16 protein-coding genes are annotated in these 20,092 nt (G+C 48.9%); 14 read left to right on the forward strand and 2 right to left on the reverse strand.

The window, feature by feature from the left end; genetic code table 11:
* Positions 1–5: 5 nt before the first annotated feature.
* On the forward strand, positions 6–1,250 hold the full coding sequence (gene nusA, locus HC229_RS07540; RefSeq protein ID WP_191019852.1) for a transcription termination factor NusA: 1,245 nt from the start codon (positions 6–8) through the stop codon (positions 1,248–1,250).
* Between the two features lie 50 nt (positions 1,251–1,300).
* The gene (gene infB / locus HC229_RS07545) at positions 1,301–4,102 is read left to right on the forward strand and encodes a translation initiation factor IF-2 (RefSeq protein WP_191019853.1); all 2,802 of its coding nucleotides are present in this window, start codon (positions 1,301–1,303) and stop codon (positions 4,100–4,102) included.
* Positions 4,103–4,433: 331 nt separating this feature from the next.
* Here infB and HC229_RS07550 read toward each other — a convergent pair whose 3' ends face one another.
* Positions 4,434–4,823 (reverse strand): SPOR domain-containing protein, encoded by a 390-nt coding sequence (locus tag HC229_RS07550; protein WP_191019854.1) that lies wholly within the window; start codon positions 4,821–4,823, stop codon positions 4,434–4,436.
* A 218-nt stretch (positions 4,824–5,041) separates the two neighbouring features.
* Between HC229_RS07550 and HC229_RS07555 the strand changes: the two genes are divergently transcribed.
* The 12 genes from HC229_RS07555 (at position 5,042) to queG (ending at position 19,467) form a co-directional block, all read left to right on the forward strand.
* On the forward strand, positions 5,042–6,379 hold the full coding sequence (locus tag HC229_RS07555; RefSeq protein ID WP_191019855.1) for a c-type cytochrome: 1,338 nt from the start codon (positions 5,042–5,044) through the stop codon (positions 6,377–6,379).
* A 30-nt stretch (positions 6,380–6,409) separates the two neighbouring features.
* The gene (locus tag HC229_RS07560) at positions 6,410–9,460 is read left to right on the forward strand and encodes a TAT-variant-translocated molybdopterin oxidoreductase (protein WP_191019856.1); all 3,051 of its coding nucleotides are present in this window, start codon (positions 6,410–6,412) and stop codon (positions 9,458–9,460) included.
* Positions 9,461–9,493: 33 nt separating this feature from the next.
* Positions 9,494–10,900 carry an NrfD/PsrC family molybdoenzyme membrane anchor subunit gene (gene nrfD, locus HC229_RS07565; protein ID WP_191019857.1) on the forward strand — a complete coding sequence of 469 codons (1,407 nt, stop codon included), beginning with the start codon at positions 9,494–9,496 and terminating at the stop codon, positions 10,898–10,900.
* The gene (locus HC229_RS07570) at positions 10,887–11,417 is read left to right on the forward strand and encodes a DUF3341 domain-containing protein (RefSeq protein WP_191019858.1); all 531 of its coding nucleotides are present in this window, start codon (positions 10,887–10,889) and stop codon (positions 11,415–11,417) included. Before nrfD ends, HC229_RS07570 begins: the two co-directional genes overlap by 14 nt.
* Before the next feature lie 8 nt (positions 11,418–11,425).
* Positions 11,426–11,977, forward strand: a complete 552-nt coding sequence (locus tag HC229_RS07575; RefSeq protein WP_191019859.1) for a c-type cytochrome — start codon at positions 11,426–11,428, stop codon at positions 11,975–11,977.
* A 23-nt stretch (positions 11,978–12,000) separates the two neighbouring features.
* A complete protein-coding gene (locus tag HC229_RS07580) occupies positions 12,001–13,593 on the forward strand; it encodes a quinol:cytochrome C oxidoreductase (RefSeq protein WP_191019860.1) in 1,593 nt (530 codons plus the stop codon).
* 18 nt (positions 13,594–13,611) lie between these two features.
* A complete protein-coding gene (locus HC229_RS07585) occupies positions 13,612–14,829 on the forward strand; it encodes a cytochrome c oxidase subunit II (protein WP_191019861.1) in 1,218 nt (405 codons plus the stop codon).
* A 26-nt stretch (positions 14,830–14,855) separates the two neighbouring features.
* Positions 14,856–16,667: a cytochrome c oxidase subunit I gene (locus HC229_RS07590; RefSeq protein ID WP_191019862.1), complete on the forward strand. Its 1,812-nt coding sequence runs from the start codon at positions 14,856–14,858 to the stop codon at positions 16,665–16,667.
* Positions 16,668–16,755: 88 nt separating this feature from the next.
* Positions 16,756–17,055, forward strand: a complete 300-nt coding sequence (locus tag HC229_RS07595) for a GNAT family N-acetyltransferase (RefSeq protein ID WP_191019863.1) — start codon at positions 16,756–16,758, stop codon at positions 17,053–17,055.
* Positions 17,055–17,342 (forward strand): GNAT family N-acetyltransferase, encoded by a 288-nt coding sequence (locus tag HC229_RS07600; RefSeq protein WP_191019864.1) that lies wholly within the window; start codon positions 17,055–17,057, stop codon positions 17,340–17,342. Before HC229_RS07595 ends, HC229_RS07600 begins: the two co-directional genes overlap by 1 nt.
* A gap of 30 nt (positions 17,343–17,372) precedes the next feature.
* On the forward strand, positions 17,373–18,395 hold the full coding sequence (gene ruvB / locus HC229_RS07605) for a Holliday junction branch migration DNA helicase RuvB (protein WP_191019865.1): 1,023 nt from the start codon (positions 17,373–17,375) through the stop codon (positions 18,393–18,395).
* Positions 18,396–18,546: 151 nt separating this feature from the next.
* Positions 18,547–19,467 (forward strand): tRNA epoxyqueuosine(34) reductase QueG, encoded by a 921-nt coding sequence (queG, locus tag HC229_RS07610; RefSeq protein WP_191019866.1) that lies wholly within the window; start codon positions 18,547–18,549, stop codon positions 19,465–19,467.
* Position 19,468: 1 nt separating this feature from the next.
* On the opposite strand, the gene HC229_RS07615 is transcribed toward queG, so the two are convergent.
* Entirely contained in the window at positions 19,469–20,071 is a 603-nt protein-coding gene (locus HC229_RS07615) for a hypothetical protein (RefSeq protein WP_191019867.1), read from the reverse strand.
* Between the last annotated feature and the right edge of the window lie 21 nt (positions 20,072–20,092).

Below are 20,092 nucleotides of genomic sequence, written 5' to 3' on the forward strand. Positions count from 1 at the left end.
ACAGTATGGAAAATCTCGCATTAATCGACTCGTTTTCAGAGTTTAAGGATGATAAACTCATTGACCGTGTTACCCTCATGGCCATCCTTGAAGATGTGTTCAGAAATGCCTTGAAGAAGAAATTCGGATCTGACGATAATTTTGACATCATCATCAACCCTGACAAAGGCGATATGGAGATATGGAGACGTCGCGTCATCGTTGCCGACGAAGACCTGGATTTCGAAAATGAAGAAATCACGCTTACCGAAGCGCGCAAGATAGAGCCGGATTTTGAGATCGGTGAGGAAGTTTCAGAAGAAGTGAAACTCATCGATTTAGGGCGCCGCGCGATTTTGGCTTTGCGCCAGAACCTGATCTCGAAGATTCACGAACACGACAATACGAACCTTTACAAGCAGTTTAAAGACCTGATTGGGGAAATTTATACTGCCGAAGTACACCACGTCCGTCCAAGAGTCGTAATTTTGGTAGATGACGAAGGCAATGAGATCGTACTTCCGAAGGAGAAACAGATCCCATCTGACTTTTTCCGCAAAGGCGACAACGTTCGCGGCATCATCGAAAATGTCGAACTCAAAGGAAACAAACCGCAAATCGTGATGTCACGTACGAGCGAGAAGTTTCTTGAGAAGCTGTTCGAGCAGGAAATTCCTGAGGTTTTCGACGGTTTGATCATGGTGAAGAACGTCGTCCGTATCCCGGGAGAAAAGGCGAAAGTTGCCGTAGATTCTTACGACGACCGCATCGATCCGGTTGGGGCATGCGTCGGTATGAAAGGGTCGCGTATCCACGGAATCGTCCGGGAATTGGGCAACGAGAACATAGATGTAATCAATTATACGAACAATATCCAGCTGTTCATCACCCGTGCGTTGAGCCCGGCTAAAGTATCGTCGATTAAAATCAATGAAGAGCAAAAAAGAGCGGAGGTTTACCTGAAATTGGACGAAGTTTCCAAAGCCATCGGGCGCGGAGGCCACAATATCAAGCTGGCCGGGTTGCTGACGGGCTATGAGCTTGACGTGATTCGCGAAGGAAACGTCGCCGACGAAGAGGACGATGTCGAATTGACGGAATTCTCAGATGAAATCGAAGCATGGGTAATAGACGAATTCGCTAAGATCGGACTCGACACTGCTAAGAGTGTGTTGAAGCAGGATGTAGCGGACTTGGTGAGAAGAACCGACCTTGAAGAAGAAACCATCCTCGACGTGATGCGCATCCTCAAGTCCGAGTTCGAAAGCTAACTGCAAACAACTACAACAACACGACTACAGTTAATAACTAATAAGATTTTATGTCTGACGAAAGAACAATAAGAATTAACAAGGTTTTACGGGAGCTGAACATTTCTCTGGACCGCGCAGTGGATCACCTTAAGGAAAAGGGGATTGCCATTGACTCGAATCCGAACGCGAAGATTTCCGAGAATGAATACAGCCTGTTGATGAACCAGTTCGCGGGTGACCGTGGGAACAAGGTGGCTTCACAGGAAGTAGGAGAGGAGAAACGCAAGGAGAAAGAAGCGCTTCGCATCGAAAGGGAAAAGGAAATCGAGGACAAGCGCAAATTTGACGAAGAGCGCGCCAAACAGCAGGAGGTAATACGTGCGAAAGCAACGGTTACAGGGCCAAAAACTGTCGGTAACATCGATCTCGAAAAGAAGCCTGCCCCAGTCGTCGCCGAAGAACCAAAAGCCGCGGAAGCCAAGCCGAGCGTGGAGCCGTCTGTTTCCGAGCCGTCAGCAGTCGAGCCAAAAGCTCCGGTTGCTCCTGTCGCTCCGGAAAAGTCGGAGGTCGAGGCAGCTGCGCCTGCTGTTCCGGCAACGCCAGCTACGCCATCGGCTCCAGCAACTCCGGCAACTCCGGAGAAGCCTGCCGCAGCGGCGCCGGGAGATGATACGTTCAAGACGCAATACCAAAAGCTTTCCGGACCTGTTCTTTCGGGCCAAACCATCGATTTGACGCAGTTTGAGCGCAAGAAGAAGGAAACGCCTGCCGGTCAGAACAATAACAATAACGCAAAAGGCCAACGCAAGCGCATCGTCAAGCCTGCGGGGCAAGGCGGTCCGGGCGGGCAGCGACCTCCTGGTGGCGGTCCTGGCGGCCAGAATCGTCCGGGTGGTCCTGGACAAAACCGTCCTGGCGGCGGATTCCAAAAAGGGCGTCCTGCTGTCGTAAACAAAGTCGAGCCGACGGAAGAGGAAGTTAAAAACCAAATCCGTGAAACCCTCGAAAAACTTCAGGGTAAAGGCGGGAAGTCCAAGGCGGCAAAATACCGTCGCGACAAGCGAGATACGCACCGTCAGAAGTCAGACGACGAGCAAAGAGCGATCGAGGAAGGAAGCAAGACACTCAAAGTGACGGAATTCGTTACGGTAGGGGAAGTTGCAACCATGATGGACGTACCGATCACGAAAGTCATCGGAACCTGTATGTCACTCGGTATCATGGTGACGATGAACCAACGTCTTGATGCTGAAACGCTTACTATTGTTGCCGACGAATTCGGTTACGAGGTGGAATTTATCACGACCGATCTCGAAGAAAACCTCCAGATAGATGAAGATCGCGAAGAAGATCGCGTATTCCGTGCGCCTATCGTGACCGTAATGGGACACGTCGATCACGGTAAAACGTCTTTGCTCGATTATATCCGTAAGGAAAATGTGATTGCGGGAGAGTCCGGTGGAATCACCCAGCATATCGGAGCTTACGGCGTTACGCTTGAAGGCGGACAAAAAATCGCTTTCCTCGATACACCAGGTCACGAAGCGTTTACCGCGATGCGTGCGCGTGGTGCCCAGGTTACCGATATCGCCATCATCGTGATCGCGGCCGACGACGACATCATGCCACAAACAAAAGAAGCGATCTCTCACGCACAAGCCGCGGGAGTTCCTATCATATTTGCGATCAACAAGGTCGACAAGCCGACTGCGAACCCTGACAAAATCAAGGAACGCCTTGCGGGAATGAATTTACTTGTAGAAGATTGGGGAGGAAAAATCCAATCCCACGATATTTCTGCGAAAACGGGTCTTGGCGTCAAGGAATTGCTTGAGAAAGTATTGCTCGAAGCTGAAATCCTTGACCTGAAAGCGAATCCGGATCGCCCGGCTACCGGAACCGTTGTGGAAGCCCAGCTCGACAAAGGAAAAGGATACGTTGCGACGATTCTTGTCCAAAACGGAACATTGAAAATTGGCGATTACATGCTTGCCGGTAAAAACCACGGTAAAATCCGTGCGATGCATGACGAACGCGGACACAACCTGAAAGAGGCAGGTCCGTCGACGCCGGTATCGGTTCTCGGACTCGACGGGGCGCCGACAGCAGGTGATAAGTTCACCGTATTCGAAGACGAGCGCGAAGCCAAGCAGATTGCCGTAAAACGCACGCAATTGCAACGCGAGCAGTCAGTACGTACGCAACGCCACATTACGCTTGCCGAGATCGGTCGTCGTATCGCACTCGGTCAGTTCAAGGAACTCAATATCATCATCAAAGGTGACGTGGATGGTTCGGTCGAGGCCCTTTCTGATTCGTTCTCGAAATTGTCTACCGAAGAAATCCAGGTGAATATCATCCACAAAGGAGTCGGCGCGATTACGGAAACTGACGTCAACCTTGCTTCTGCTTCAGATGCGATCATCATCGGGTTTAACGTTCGTCCGTCCGCTTCAGCCAAGCAATTGGCAGACAAGGAAGAAATCGACATCCGAAACTACTCGATCATCTATGATGCGATCGATGATTTGAAAGATGCGATGGAAGGGATGCTTTCTCCGGAAATCAAGGAAGAAGTCACAGGAACCGCCGAAATACGCGAATTGTTCAAGATTTCGAAAGTGGGAACGATCGCCGGATGTATGGTCACCGACGGAAAGATCTTCCGCTCGTCGAAAGTGCGTATCGTCCGCGAAGGCGTGGTGGTACACGACGGGGAACTGACGGCCTTGAAGCGTTTCAAAGACGACGTCAAAGAAGTTTCGAAAGGGTACGATTGCGGTATCCAGATCAAAGGCTACAATGATATTGAACTCAACGATTTGATCGAGGCGTATCAGGAAGTTGCCGTTAAGAAGAAGTTGAAATAATCAATTTTATAGTTAAAAAAAAAGCCCGGTCATACGGGCTTTTTTTGTTGGTAACACTTTGATCGTTTCATCGGAGGGCACGAGAGCCGCCACGCGCATAGTTGTTAATGAGACGTGTAGTGAGGAAGAAGTCCGCGAACCTTTTTAGCGTTTTTTTGATCTGCTAGGTTCAGGCCTGTTAGGTCTATATTTGTTGGGTCTTAAACCTGTTAGGTCTTAAACCTGTTAGGTCTATAAGACCTGCTAAGTGGATAATTTGCCAAACTAATCACCACGACTTCATCGCAAAAAAAAAGCCCCGGTTTACGGAGCTCCTCAACTTGACATTGTCTTATTTATTCGGCTTAACAATAATCGCATTCGGGTATTTTTTTCGAAGCTCGACAAGATTTCGTTCCGCTTCGATTCGCGATTTGAAGTTCCCTACCCAGACTTTGTAAGCCGGTGTACTGAATACAACGGTGGCGTCGAGTTGCTTGAAATCTTTGCGGAAATCCGCTAGTATTTTCTTCGAGTTTTCACTGTCGCCGTTGTAAATCTGTACCTTGTACTTATCGTTGACGGTGATCGAAGCATTTATGCGGCGTTTTTCGTTGAGCAATTGTTCGAATTTCGGATCTTGGGAGACCGTTACCGAACCGTTTTGAGCCTGGGTGGAAATGCTCAAAAGACAACTGGCGAATACTGAGAAAAATAGGTGTTTGGCGAGTTCAATTTTCATAAATGCGTGATTTTTATACAAATGTAATTCTTAATGTTGAAGCGGTCTCAGGAAAATTATTTAGAATAATTATAAATTGGTTATTAAGACTATTTTAAGGTTTTCAGACTACCGTATATGTCGTATTTTTGCTCAAATTTTTAAAGAAGTGCCCATTTTACAGCGGGTTCGAGCTGTAAAAAGCGTGCCAAAACTTCAAGTCGATAATCATTAACAATATGAAAAAAGTGGGTAACCATAATTCGATTCTAAAAACTTTGTTCCTTAGTTTAGCGCTGATTCTCACATCTTCCTCGGTTGTTTTGGGGCAAGATGCCGCGCCGGCTGCTGCTACTGCCGCTCCTGCTGAGGCTGCCGCCGCTCCTGCTGGGGCTGGGGATCCGGTAAATGGAAAAGCGTTGTTCAATACCAACTGTGCGGCTTGTCATAAAATGGATGCCAAGTCGACCGGTCCTGCGCTTCGCGGTGTAGGGGACAAGCATTCCATGACGTGGTTGTACGACTGGATTCACAACAGTTCTGCTATGATAAAGGCCGGCGATCCTGTCGCTGTGAAGCTTTTCGAGGAGAACAACAGACAGGTGATGACGCCGTTTCCGCAGCTTTCAAACAAAGACATCGACGACATCATCGCGTATACTTCTCAGCCAAAAGCCGAAACTCCGTCTGCTGCAGGTACCGTAGGTCCTCCGGGAACAGCTGGAGTTGACAGCGGTATTTCCAATAACGTAATTTTGGGTGCTCTTGTTGTGGTGTTGTTGATTTTGGTCGCGGCCCTTGTTATGGCGAACCGCGTTTTGACTAAAATCGCCGCCAAGAACGGTATCGAGCCTGCGGTCAGAGAAAAAACATTGCCAATTTGGGTAGCGTTTGCGCGCAATCAGTTCCTTGTGCTTGTCACTTCGATTTTCCTTTTGCTTGCCGCCGGTTATTTCTTTTACGGATGGACGATGCAGGTAGGTGTCGACCAGGAATACGAGCCGATCCAGCCAATCCACTACTCGCACAGGATCCACGCCGGAAGCAACGGCATTGATTGTAAATATTGCCACTCTGCGGCGCGTACGAGTAAAAATGCCGGAATTCCTTCGCTGAATGTCTGTATGAATTGCCACAAGAATATTGCTGAAGTTTCCGATAAGACGGCGACTGCAGAGCATTCAAAAGCGTTCTACGACGGAGAGATCCAAAAACTTTACGACGCTGTCGGATGGGATAAGACAGCTCAGAAATACACAGGCAAGACCCGTCCTGTGAAGTGGGTCCGTATCCACAACCTTCCGGATTTCGTTTACTTCAATCACTCCCAACACGTTACTGTCGCCGGTATTGAATGTCAAACCTGCCACGGTCCGGTTCAAACATTCGAGCTCATGAAGCAGTTCTCGCCTCTTACGATGGGATGGTGTGTCAACTGTCACCGGGAAACCAATGTGAAAATGGAAGGCAACGAGTACTACACCAAAATCCACGAGCAGCTGGCCAAGAAATATGGCGTCGACAAGCTGACGGCCGCTCAAATGGGAGGTCTGGAGTGCGGTAAGTGCCACTATTAATCAATTACTAAGAAGCAAATTTTATATACGATGTCATCAAACAAAAAATACTGGAAAAGTGTTGAGGAACTAAACGAAAACAGTTCTATTGTTGAGACGCTTAAAAGTAACGAGTTCGTTGAGTCAATTCCGGTTGAGGAATTCCTGGGCGATAAAGAGGCGTTGGCTTCTTCATCGACTTCGCGACGCGACTTCTTGAAATACGTCGGATTCAGCACGGCTGCGGCTTCTTTGGCGGCTTGCGAAGGTCCGGTGCACAAATCCATACCTTACGTTGTCCAGCCTGAGCAAATCGTTCCCGGAGTTTGGGACATGTATGCCACGACTTATTTCGATGGCTTCGATTTCGCCAATCTTTTGATCAAAACGCGCGAAGGCCGTCCGATCAAAATCGAGAACAACAAAATTGCGGGTGCCCGTTTCCCGGCTAACGCCCGTGTCCATGCTTCTATCTTGTCGATGTACGACAGTATGCGTTTGAAGCAGCCTAAAATCGGTGGTAAAGACGCATCTTGGGACGAAGTCAATTCGGCAATCAAAGCTGGATTGGCCAAAGGCGGTAAAACGGTTGTCCTTACCGGAACGATCGCGAGCCCGACTACACAAAAACTAATCAATGAATTTTTGGCTCAGCATCCAGGTGCCGAGCATATCCAATACGACGCTGTTTCATCTTCCAGCGCACTCGACGCGTTCGAGCAGGTTTATGCGGAAAGAGGTTTGGTCGATTACGACTTCGGAAAAGCAGACCTTATCGTTTCTGTTGGCGCCGACTTCCTTGGCGACTGGCAAGGTGGCGGATATGACCAAGGTTACGTCGGAGGACGTATTCCGAGCAAAGGGAAAATGTCGCGTCACATCCAGTTCGAGGCCAATATGACGTTGTCCGGGTCGAATGCAGACCGTCGCATCCCGATGACGCCGACTCAGCAAAAACAGGCCTTGGCTCTTATCCACAATATCGTGACCGGAGCCGGAGATGCTACTTCTCTCGATGCGAAGCTAAAAGCGGAAGTCGTGAAAGTGGCCCAACAAATCAAACAAGCGGGATCGCGCGCCGTCGTGGTTTCCGGTATCGATAGCAAAGACGCGCAATTGGTGGTTCTTGGAATCAACCAGGCTTTGGCGTCCCAAGCGTTCGTAGGTGCGCCTATCCGTCAGATCCGCAAAGGTTCAGATGCGAAAATGCAGACATTCCTTTCTGATCTTACTTCCGGAAAAATCGCATCGCTTATCATGAGCGGAGTAAATCCGGTTTATACGTTGCCTGACGGAAAAGCTTTCGCCGATGCGGTGAAAAAATTACCGCTTTCGGTTTCGTTTACGGTTCGCGAGGACGAGACGGCACAAGTTGCGAAAATTGCAGCTGCCGCACCGAGTTTCCTCGAATCATGGGGAGATGTCGAAATCACGAAAGGTACATATTCGCTTACCCAGCCGACGATTCGTCCTTTGTTCAACACAAGACAGTTCGAAGAGGCGTTGCTTGCGCTGAACGGAAGCCAGTCATCTTACTACGATTACCTGCGCGCCAATTCGGCTGCTTATCTCGTCGGATCTTCCTGGAATAAAGCCGTTCACGACGGAGTTGTCGTAAATGCGATCCAGGGCGTTTCCGGAGGAGCAGGAAGCTTCGGCTCATCTGCAAGTGCATTGGCAGCCGCCAAGCCAGCCGGTAAATTCGAACTTACGCTTTACACCAAAACCGGAATGGGAGACGGCCAACAGGCTAACAATCCATGGCTTCAGGAATTCCCTGATCCTATCACCCGCGTTTCCTGGGATAATTATGTTACCGTTTCTAAAGCCGATGCCGAAAAGCTCGGGCTTGAAAATAAAATCGTTGCCAATGGCGGTTTGAATGGCAGTTATGCTACGATCACTGTCGGAGGTAAGAAAATGGAAAACGTTCCGGTAATCGTTCAGCCGGGTCAGGCCGTCGGTACGATCGGAATGGCCGTCGGATACGGTCGCAAAGCCGCCATGCAGAAAGAAATGCAAGTCGGTTTGAACGCTTATTCATTCTACAATGCTTTCAATAGCGTCCAGGGTGCCGATATCGTTGCGGAATCCGGAGAGCATGAGTTCGCTTGCGTACAATCTCAAAAAACATTGATGGGCCGAGGCGACATCATCAAGGAAACCACGCTTGACATCTTCAACAAAGAAGAAGCAAAGGTCTGGAATCCGATGCCGGTCGTTTCCCTTGATCATAAAGAAACGCCTGTTACCAAAGTCGATCTTTGGGAGTCTTTCGACAGAAGCACGGGTCACCATTTCAATATGTCGATCGACCTTAACGCCTGTACGGGTTGCGGAGCTTGCGTCATTGCCTGCCACGCCGAGAACAACGTTCCGGTAGTCGGTAAGTCGGAAGTGAGAAGAAGCCGCGATATGCACTGGTTGCGCATCGACCGTTACTATTCTTCGGAAGAAAGTTTCGCAAAAGACGACGAGAAAAAAGAGAATTTCGACGGACTGTTTGGCGACAACGGATCCCTTGGCGGATTCGGCCAGATGGAAGAGCCGGCAGATAATCCACAAGTGGCGTTCCAGCCGGTAATGTGTCAGCATTGTAACCACGCTCCGTGTGAAACGGTTTGTCCGGTTGCCGCTACATCACACTCCCGCCAGGGACACAACCACATGGCGTACAACCGTTGCGTCGGAACACGTTACTGCGCGAACAACTGTCCGTATAAAGTGCGTCGTTTCAACTGGTTCCTGTACAACAACAACGAGGAATTCCCATTCCATATGAACGACGATTTGGGCCGTATGGTCTTGAATCCTGACGTAAACGTTCGTTCGCGAGGTGTAATGGAAAAATGTTCGTTCTGCGTGCAAATGACGCAGGCGACGATCTTGAACGCCAAGAGAGAGGGACGTCCGGTGGATGTGAACGAATTCGAGACGGCTTGTTCGGCTGCTTGTTCTTCAGGATCGATCGTTTTCGGGGATGTGAATCACGCGGAAGACGACATCGCCAGATTGGCTGCGGATGATCGCATGTACCACCTTTTGGAGCATGTCGGAACCAAGCCGAACGTATTTTATCATGTAAAAGTGAGAAATACCTAATCAAATAAATTAATTAAGAAAACACGATAAAGTATGTCATCGCACTACGAAGCACCCATCAGAAAACCCTTAGTTTTAGGTGATAAGACGTATCACGATGTGACTGTTGATGTTGCCTTCCCTGTTGAAGGACGCGCCAACAAACAATGGTGGACTGTATTTTCAATCGCATTAATCGCTTTCCTTTGGGGAGTAGGCTGTATAACATATACGATCGCGACCGGTATCGGTTCGTGGGGCCTCAACAAGACAGTAGGTTGGGCCTGGGATATCACCAACTTCGTTTGGTGGGTAGGTATCGGTCACGCCGGTACGCTGATCTCGGCCGTACTCTTGTTGTTCCGCCAGCGTTGGAGAATGGCGATCAACCGTTCTGCGGAAGCGATGACCATCTTCTCTGTAGTCCAGGCCGGTTTGTTCCCGGTAATCCACATGGGTCGCCCTTGGTTAGGATATTGGGTTTTGCCTATTCCGAACCAATTCGGGTCGCTTTGGGTCAACTTCAACTCGCCACTTCTTTGGGACGTATTTGCGATATCGACTTACCTTTCGGTTTCACTCGTATTCTGGTGGACAGGACTTCTTCCTGACTTTGCGATGCTTCGCGACAGAGCCGTGACACCTTTCACAAAAAGAATTTACAGCATACTTTCATTCGGATGGAGCGGACGCGTCAAAGACTGGCAGCGTTTTGAGGAAGTTTCCCTCGTTTTGGCCGGTTTGGCGACGCCACTCGTACTTTCGGTACACACGATCGTATCCTTTGACTTTGCTACCTCGGTAATCCCGGGATGGCACACGACCATTTTCCCGCCTTACTTCGTTGCGGGTGCGGTATTCTCAGGATTCGCGATGGTAAACACGCTTTTGATCATCATGAGAAAAGTGTGTCATCTGGAAGCTTACATCACGTTGCAGCACATCGAATTGATGAACATCGTTATCATGATCACGGGTTCAATCGTCGGTGTGGCCTATATCACCGAGTTGTTCGTGGCCTGGTATTCAGGAGTAGAATACGAACAATACGCTTTCCTTAACCGTGCGACAGGACCTTACTGGTGGGCATACTGGTCGATGATGACGTGTAACGTTTTCTCGCCTCAGTTCATGTGGTTCAAGAAATTGCGTACGTCGATCATGTTCTCATTCATCATTTCGATCGTCGTAAACATCGGGATGTGGTTCGAGCGTTTCGTGATCATCGTGACGTCGTTGCACCGCGATTACCTTCCGTCTTCCTGGACGATGTTCTCGCCGACGTTCATCGACATCGGCATCTTTATCGGAACCATCGGATTCTTCTTCGTATTGTTCCTACTTTACTCACGAACTTTCCCTGTAATCGCACAGGCCGAGGTTAAGACCATCCTGAAGACATCAGGCGAATATTTCAAAAAACGCAGAGACGAAAATCCTTCACATCATGAGCACCACTAATAAAGTACTACACGCCATTTACAACGACGACGACGTCCTGATGGATGCCGTGAAGAAAACGCGTGCGGCCCATTATCACATAGAGGATGTATTTACGCCTTTCCCTGTCCACGGACTCGACAAGGCTATGGGAATCGCCCCGACGCGATTGGCGATCTGCGCCTTCATCTACGGATGTATCGGTTTGTCGGTCGCTACGTGGATGATGAACAACATCATGATCCAGGATTGGCCGCAGGATATCGGCGGTAAGCCAAGTTTCAGCTATTTGCAGAACATGCCGGCTTTCGTTCCGGTAATGTTCGAGATGACCGTATTTTTCGCTGCCCACCTTATGGTGATCACTTTTTACATGAGAAGTAGGTTGTGGCCGTTCAAAGCAGCCGAAAACCCGGACGTCCGCACGACGGATGACCATTTTCTCATGGAAGTTTCCGTAAAAGGAGACGAGAGCGAACTGGTTTCTTTCTTTCAGAGAACGGGAGCGGTCGAAGTTAAGTTAATCGAAAAGCACTAACTGTAGTTATGAAGACAGTATTCAAGATAACGGTATTGGCCGGAATGGCAATTTCTGTTCTCTCTTGTTCCAACAAAAGAGAGCCGAACTACCAGTACATGCCAAACATGTATGAGTCAACAGCTTATGAAACCTATTCGGAATCGCCGGCTTTCAAGAGAGGTGGCGTTGAGGCGCAATTGCCTGCTCCGGGAACCATTAAGCGAGGTTTTACTCCGTACGAGATCCCGAACACTACCGAGGGTTACAACGCTTCGAAATTGGTGATGACCTCTCCTTTGGATTCTACCGACGTAGACATGGACAAAGCAAAAGGTCTCTTTGATATCTACTGCGGGATTTGCCACGGAACGACCGGTGACGGAAAAGGAAAATTGGTCAAACAAGAGAAGTTCCTTGGTGTTCCGAGCTATAAGGACAGACAGTTCAGCATCGGAAGCGTATACCACGTACAAACTTACGGATTGAACTCAATGGGTTCTTATGCCAACCAGCTTAGCCAAGAAGAGCGTTGGATGGTTGCCGCCTACGTAATGAAGCTCAAAAGCGAATTGAAATAATCGAATAACTGATCGTAATAGATATGTATACCATTTCAAGTAAATTAAAAACATTTTCGATAGTCCTGATGGTCCTTGGCCTTCTCGGGATCGGATACGGGTTTTTAACTGCACCAAAAGACATCAAGGAAGTGGAAGCGATCCTGGCTGCCGAAAGTCATGGTCACGGAGGCGGACATGGCGAAGCTCACGAAGCGGCTCCCGCTCACGCAACCGAAACGCACACTGAGGGGCATGCAGCTCCTGAGGCTCACGCGACAGCTGATTCGGCAGGTCACGACGCAGGTGTTGCCGATGCGGGCCACGACGAAAAATCGGCTACGGGCGATGCCGCCGCTTCACACGATACTGCTACTGCATCAGTTGATTCCGCTTCTGCAAAAGATAAGGCGTTCTCCACACAGACGAACCCTGAGTCGGTTGACAAGGTTGAGATGGGAAATAATCCTGTGGTTAACAAACACGAAGCTCACGTAGACGAGCACGCGGAGCATCAGGAACATCTGGAGCACGTTTTTCACCAATTGCAAAACAAGCCTTGGGCTGCGCTTTATGTAGCTTGTATCTTTTTCTTGCTGATATCGATGGGAGTTTTGGCTTTCTACGCCATCCAACAGGTTGCCCAGGCTGGTTGGTCGCCGGTATTGTTCCGGGTGATGGAGGGAATTACGGCTTATTTGCCGATAGGATCCATCCTGTTCTTTATCTTCTTGCTCACGTGTGCTTTCCATTGGAACCACTTGTTCGTTTGGATGGCAGACGGCGTAACCGATCCGAAAAGCGAACATTACGACGCGCTTATCGCAGGAAAATCAGGTTACTTGAACGTACCTTTCTGGTTAATCCGCGCCGCTATCTTCCTTACCGGATGGAACATCTACCGTTTCTACGCCCGTAAGACGTTTGCTGCCCAGGATGAAGCCAACGACGACAGCAACTACAAAAAAGTATTCAAGGCATCTGCCGGTTTCCTGGTATTCTTTATCGTATCGGAATCGATCATGTCATGGGACTGGATCATGTCGCTTGATCCACACTGGTTCTCGACTTTGTTCGGATGGTATGTTTTCGCGAGCTTCTTCGTAAGCGGTATCACGACGATCTGCCTGGTGACGCTTTACCTCAAATCAAAAGGACTTTTGGAATACGTGAACACGAGCCACATTCACGATTTGGCCAAGTTCATGTTCGGTATCTCGGTGTTCTGGACCTACCTTTGGTTCTCTCAATTCATGTTGATCTGGTATGCGAACATTCCTGAAGAGGTAACGTATTTCATCCAGCGTATCAACGATTACACGTTGCCATTCTGGGGCGCGGTCGTGATGAACTTTGTCTTCCCGATCCTCATCTTGGTCAACACAGATTTCAAACGCATTACCTGGATTTTGGTTATGGCAGGAATCGTTATCCTTGCCGGACACTACATTGACTTCTTCAACATGATTATGCCGGCTACGGTAGGTACGCAATGGTTTATCGGTATTCCGGAAATCGGATCGGTACTGTTCTTCCTGGGATTGTTCCTGCTCGTGGTGTTCTCCGCTTTGACCAAGGCGCCGCTATTGCCGAAGCGCAACCCATTCATCGAAGAAAGCAAGCATTTTCATTATTAATATTTAAAGACATCACAGATGACGACTTTGTTGGTAATTGTAATTTTAGTCCTTTTATCCGTTGCGTTATGGCAATTGACTAAAATATTCGACTTAACACAAGCCGGAAGGGTTTCCGACGGTACTTCTCAGGTAGCTACCGATAAGGACAACAACCTTCAGGGTTACTTGATGTTCATATTTCTTGCCTTCATCTACCTTTTTACGATCTACGGGTTGTGGAAATGGGGCCACTTGGTACTGCACACGCCGGCTTCCGCTCACGGAGGACAGGTCGACAACCTCATGAACATCACGTGGGTGCTGATCTTTTTCGTGCAGACCGTCACACAGGGATTGCTACATTGGTTCGCGTTTAAATACCGCGGTAGAGAAGGGCAAAAGGCACTTTATTTTGCCGATAACGACAAATTGGAGTTCGTATGGTCGGTGATTCCGGCGATCGTTTTGGCTGGTCTTATCCTTTACGGATTGTACGCTTGGACGAACATCATGTTTGTCGACGAAGACGAAGATGTTCTTGTAGTTGAAATTTACGGAAAGCAGTTTAGCTGGGAAGCGCGTTACGCCGGAGAGGATAACGTTCTTGGAAAAGCAAACGTACGCTACATCGAAGGAGTGAACACTTTGGGTGTCGATATGGCCGATCCGCATGCACAAGACGATAAAGTGGTAAACGAACTTCACTTGCCGAAAGGAAAGAAAGTATTGTTCAAGATACGTTCCCAGGATGTTTTGCACTCGGTTTATTTGCCGCATTTCCGCGCCCAGATGAACGCCGTGCCGGGAATGGTTACCCAGTTCGCATTTGAGCCGATCTACACGACAGCCGAAATGCGCGACATGGATTTTATGAAGGAAAAAGTCCACAACATCAACGAGCTTCGCGCCAAGAAAAGTGCAGAGCTGATCGCAAAAGGACAACCAGGTCTCGATCCTTACACGTTTGATTACCTTTTGCTTTGTAACAAAATTTGCGGAGCGTCCCACTACAACATGCAAATGAAAGTCGTAGTCGACGAGCCGGAAGATTTCAAGGCATGGCTGGAAGGCAAAGAAACGTTGTCGGCTGCTGTGAAAGCGTCAAAGGCAAAACCTGCCGATAACGAGGCCGAGGGATCGGTAACGGTCGATGCCGATACGGTAAAACCTACGACATTGGTTTCAACAGCCCCTTCAGGTGCGGCCGCAGACTCTACAGCCAAGGCCAAGCCACAAACAAAACCAGCAAAGTAATTTTAAGAAATTAAAAGTAAGCATATATGTCAGCAGTAGCTCACGCACACGACCACAGTCACGATCATGATCACGCTCACGATCACGAGCACCACCATAAGGATACTTTTATCACGAAATACATCTTCAGTATCGATCACAAAATGATCGCCAAACAATACCTGATCACCGGTATCGTAATGGGAATCATCGGTATCGGAATGTCCTTGCTTTTCCGCATGCAGCTTGCCTGGCCGGAAGAGTCTTTTAAAGTGTTCAGCTGGTTTCTCGGCGATCACGCTCCGGACGGTGTCATGAAAAACGACATGTATCTCGCGTTGGTCACGATTCACGGAACCATCATGGTTTTCTTCGTATTGACGGCCGGTTTGAGCGGAACCTTCAGTAACCTGCTTATCCCGCTACAAATCGGAGCCCGCGATATGGCGTCAGGCTTCCTCAACATGATTTCGTATTGGTTGTTTTTCCTTTCGTCTGTCATCATGGTTTCCTCTCTATTCGTAGAAGCGGGACCGGCTTCCGCAGGTTGGACGATCTATCCGCCGCTAAGTGCACTTCCGCAAGCTATCGGAGGTTCAGGAGCAGGTATGACGCTTTGGTTGACGTCAATGGCAGTCTTCATCGCCTCGTCTTTGATGGGATCTTTGAACTACGTCGTGACCGTTATCAACCTCCGTACTAAAGGCATGTCGATGACGCGCCTTCCGCTTACGATCTGGGCCTTCTTTATCACGGCCATCATCGGTATCATTTCGTTCCCTGTTCTTTTGTCTGCGGCGTTGTTGCTTTTGATGGACAGAAGCTTTGGAACCTCGTTCTTCCTTTCAGACATCTATATCGCCGGAGAAGTATTGCACTACCAAGGCGGTTCACCGGTATTGTTCGAGCACTTGTTCTGGTTCCTCGGACACCCTGAAGTATACATCGTTATCCTTCCTGCGATGGGATTGGTATCGGAAATCATGGCTACCAACGCCCGCAAGCCGATCTTCGGTTACCGTGCGATGATCATGTCTATCCTTGCGATCGCATTCCTTTCGACGATCGTTTGGGGCCACCATATGTTTATGTCCGGTATGAACCCGTTCCTCGGTTCGGTGTTTACCTTTACGACGTTGTTGATCGCGATTCCGTCGGCGGTAAAAGCCTTTAACTGGATCACGACGCTTTGGAAAGGAAACCTGCAGATGAACCCTGCGATGTTGTTCTCCATGGGATTCGTATCGACATTCATTACAGGAGGTCTTACGGGAATTATCCTGGGTGACTCCACACTTGACATCAACGTTCACGATACGTATTTCGTCGTGGCCCACTTCCACTTGGTAATGGGTATCTCAGCGCTATACGGAATGTTTGCCGGTATTTACCACTGGTATCCGAAAATGTTCGGACGCATGCTCAACAAGAACATGGGTTACGTACACTTCTGGATCACGACGATCTGTGCTTACGGTGTGTTCTTCCCGATGCACTTTATCGGTCTTGCCGGATTGCCGCGTCGTTATTACACGAACACGAACTTCCCGCTGTTTGACGATTTGCAGAACGTAAACGTATTGATCACTTTGTTCGCCCTTGTTGGAGGCGCGTTCCAGTTGGTCTTCCTTTACAACTTTTTCGCGAGCATCTTCTTCGGAAAACGCGCTCCGCAGAACCCATGGAATTCGACTACGCTCGAGTGGACGACTCCGGTCGAGCATATGCACGGCAACTGGCCTGGAGAGATTCCGCATGTACACCGTTGGCCATACGATTACAACAAACCGGGCCACGATGTGGATTTTGTTCCGCAAACCGTCCCGATGAAACCAGGTGAAGAGCAATTGCACCACTAATCATAAGAAAAATGAAAGCCTCCACATCCGGAGGCTTTTTCTTTTTATCTTTAAGCCACTCAAAATAATTCCAATTAAGACTAAAATTATGACTGACACCGATATCAGGTTCAACCCTGAAAAAAAGCGATTTGAACTTGAAGTGGAAGGGCATACCGCCATCATCGAAAGTATCCTCACGAATGAAAACGTAATGTACCTGACGCATACCGAAGTGCCCGTCGCCCTCGAAGGCAAAGGAGTCGGAAAAAAGATCGTCGAAGGTGCGTTGAATTATATCAAAGACCACGATTACAAATTGGCGCCACTTTGCCCGTTCGTAGCCGCGTACCTCAAGCGTCACACCGAATGGAAAGAAATCCTGGCCAACGGCTATCACATCGGGTAATGGAGTTTTATAAGAACGAAGCCCAAAGCCAGTTTGAATTGCATCTCAAAGATGATGCTGTCGCATTTGTAGAATATGCCGACAAGGACGACAAGATTTATCTCACGCATACCGAGGTTCCGCAATCGCACCGCGGCCAGGGAATTGCCCAACAACTCGTCGAGCGCACGCTATCTGAAATTAAACAACAAGGTAAAACGTTGGTTCCGCTTTGCAGTTTCGTGTCCAAGTACGTAGACAACCATTCCGAATGGCATCCGCTGCTTTCAGAAGGCTATCAAATGTAAGTAGCGCGAACATTTCGCTATCTTTGCCGAATGAACGAGCACCTCGATCCTACGAACGTGAATTACAATCCGGAAGAACTTGACGTCGAGAAAAAGTTAAGGCCGCTGAGCTTTGACGATTTCGCCGGTCAGGATCACGTCCTGGACAACCTAAAAGTTTTCGTCGAAGCGGCCAACCAGCGCAACGAAGCGCTCGATCACTCGCTGTTTCACGGGCCGCCAGGTTTGGGAAAAACGACACTGGCGAACATTCTTGCCAATGAACTCGGTGTCGGCATCAAGATCACTTCAGGGCCCGTTCTCGACAAACCCGGGGATTTGGCCGGATTGCTCACGAACCTTGAAGAAAGGGACGTACTTTTTATTGACGAAATCCACCGTTTGAGTCCCGTTGTCGAAGAATACCTGTATTCGGCTATGGAAGATTTCAAGATCGACATCATGATCGAGTCGGGTCCGAATGCGAGAACCGTCCAAATCAACCTGAATCCGTTTACCTTGGTCGGCGCGACGACGCGTTCCGGGCTTTTGACGGCTCCGATGCGCGCCCGTTTCGGAATCTCGTCCCGCCTCGAATATTACAACACGGAATTGCTCACGACGATCGTGCAACGCAGTTCGGCCATCCTCAAGATGCCAATCTCTATGGAAGCCGCCATCGAGATTGCCGGACGCAGCCGGGGAACACCTCGTATCGCGAACGCGTTGCTGAGACGTGTGCGTGATTTCGCCCAGATCAAAGGAAACGGCAAGATCGACATCGAAATCGCGAAATATGCGCTCAAGGCGCTCAACGTCGACGCCCACGGTCTTGACGAAATGGACAACAAGATACTGACGACCATAATCGATAAGTTCAAAGGCGGCCCAGTCGGGCTTTCTACGTTAGCGACAGGCGTTTCCGAAAGTTCCGAAACGATTGAAGAAGTGTACGAACCGTTCTTGATCAAAGAGGGTTTCCTGGTGCGCACGCCTCGCGGTCGGGAAGCCACAGAAAAAGCATATCATCATTTGGGACGCATTAGAACCAATATCCAGGGCGGATTGTTCTAGGGCGTTCCGGCCGCAAGGCAAAAGCTGATCGCATTTGCCATGCGGCCGTCGGGCTTTCCGTTTCAATCTTTATGTTTTGCGGTTCCGCGAAGCGGAACCGCAAAACATAAAGGATTTCCACTTCAATCCCTAACGCGGGACCACGTTCCAAATGAATCAGAAGTCGAAAAATACAACCTTCATCAAATCCGAAGCAAAACGCCTTGGGTTCCTCTCTTGCGGCATTTCAAAAGCGGGATTTCTAGAGGAAGAAGCGCCCCGTCTCGAAGCCTGGCTAAACGCCAACAGGAACGGGGAAATGGCCTATATGGAAAACCACTTCGACAAGCGCCTCGACCCGACCAAACTCGTCGAAGGCTCGAAAAGCGTGATCTCATTGTTGCTCAACTACTTTCCGTCCCAAACCCAAAACCCTGATTCGTTCAAGATTTCAAAATACGCCTACGGCCAGGATTACCATTTCGTGATCAAAGAAAAATTGCGCGAACTCCTGGCTTCGATCCAAACGGAAATCGGGCAGGTAGAAGGCCGCGCCTTTGTCGATTCCGCTCCCGTTCTCGACAAGGCCTGGGCGGCGAAAAGCGGTCTGGGCTGGATCGGCAAGAACTCCAATTTGTTGAGCAAACAGGTCGGTTCGTTTTTTTTTATCGCCGAACTCATCATTGACCTCGACCTCGAATACGATCACGCCACCACAGATCACTGCGGTTCCTGCACGGCTTGTCTCGACGCTTGTCCCACCCAGGCCATAGTATCGCCTTATGTAGTCGACGGGTCGAAATGCATTTCGTATTTCACGATCGAACTCAAGGAAAACCTGCCATCTGAAATGAAAGGCAAATTCGACGATTGGATGTTCGGATGCGACATTTGCCAGGATGTTTGCCCGTGGAACCGTTTCTCCAAACCGCATAACGAACCGCTGTTCGACCCGAATCCCGAGCTGCTTTCGATGTCGAGGAAAGACTGGCAGGAAATTACCGAAGACACTTTCCGGAAAGTCTTCAAGGATTCCGCCGTGAAGCGAGCCAAATTTTCTGGCCTCAAGCGCAACATCGACTTTCTCGGCTAGTTCAGTCGAATTTCATCTCGAACAACAAATAGTGTTCGATACCGAATTTCTTTCCCCAATTTTCAATGTCGTCTCCCGCGGCTTCCACTTCGCACCAAGAACTGCTGCCATCGACGTGTTCGGTTGGTAGGATGTATGCAAAAGCATAAAACGGTTTTCCTAATGCGATTGGCAATCGTGTGCCGAAATCGCGCAAGCTGTACGCGTTCGATTTCGTGCTTTTGTAGTTCCGTACGATCGAAAACCGGTCAAAGCTGAACAGTACACGCAAATTTCGTTCATCGGTCTTTCCTGCGATTGTCGTAAATTTTAACGTGTCGGATTTGATCCTGAAAATTTCGTGTTGGCGCGAATCAAAAAGGGTATCGGTTTTCCTGATTTTTCCGTTCCAGATTTCTTTTGAAACGAGTGTGAAGTTGCTGCCATTTAACATTCCCGCGATCTTGACGTCGTAAAAATCCATGTTGTGGAATTGCAGTAAATGACGCATTTCCTTGTTGTCGAACGACCCTTTTGTAGTCATCGTAATGGCGGTTTGCGCGTTCGACGCCATCGGGATTCCAAACAAGGCGATTGTCGCTAAAGTAAAAAAGTAAGTCTTCATGAGTTGAATTTTCGACAAAGC

Source organism: Flavobacterium selenitireducens (assembly GCF_014748335.1).
In the GTDB taxonomy this organism is placed as follows: Bacteria; Bacteroidota; Bacteroidia; order Flavobacteriales; family Flavobacteriaceae; genus Flavobacterium; species Flavobacterium selenitireducens.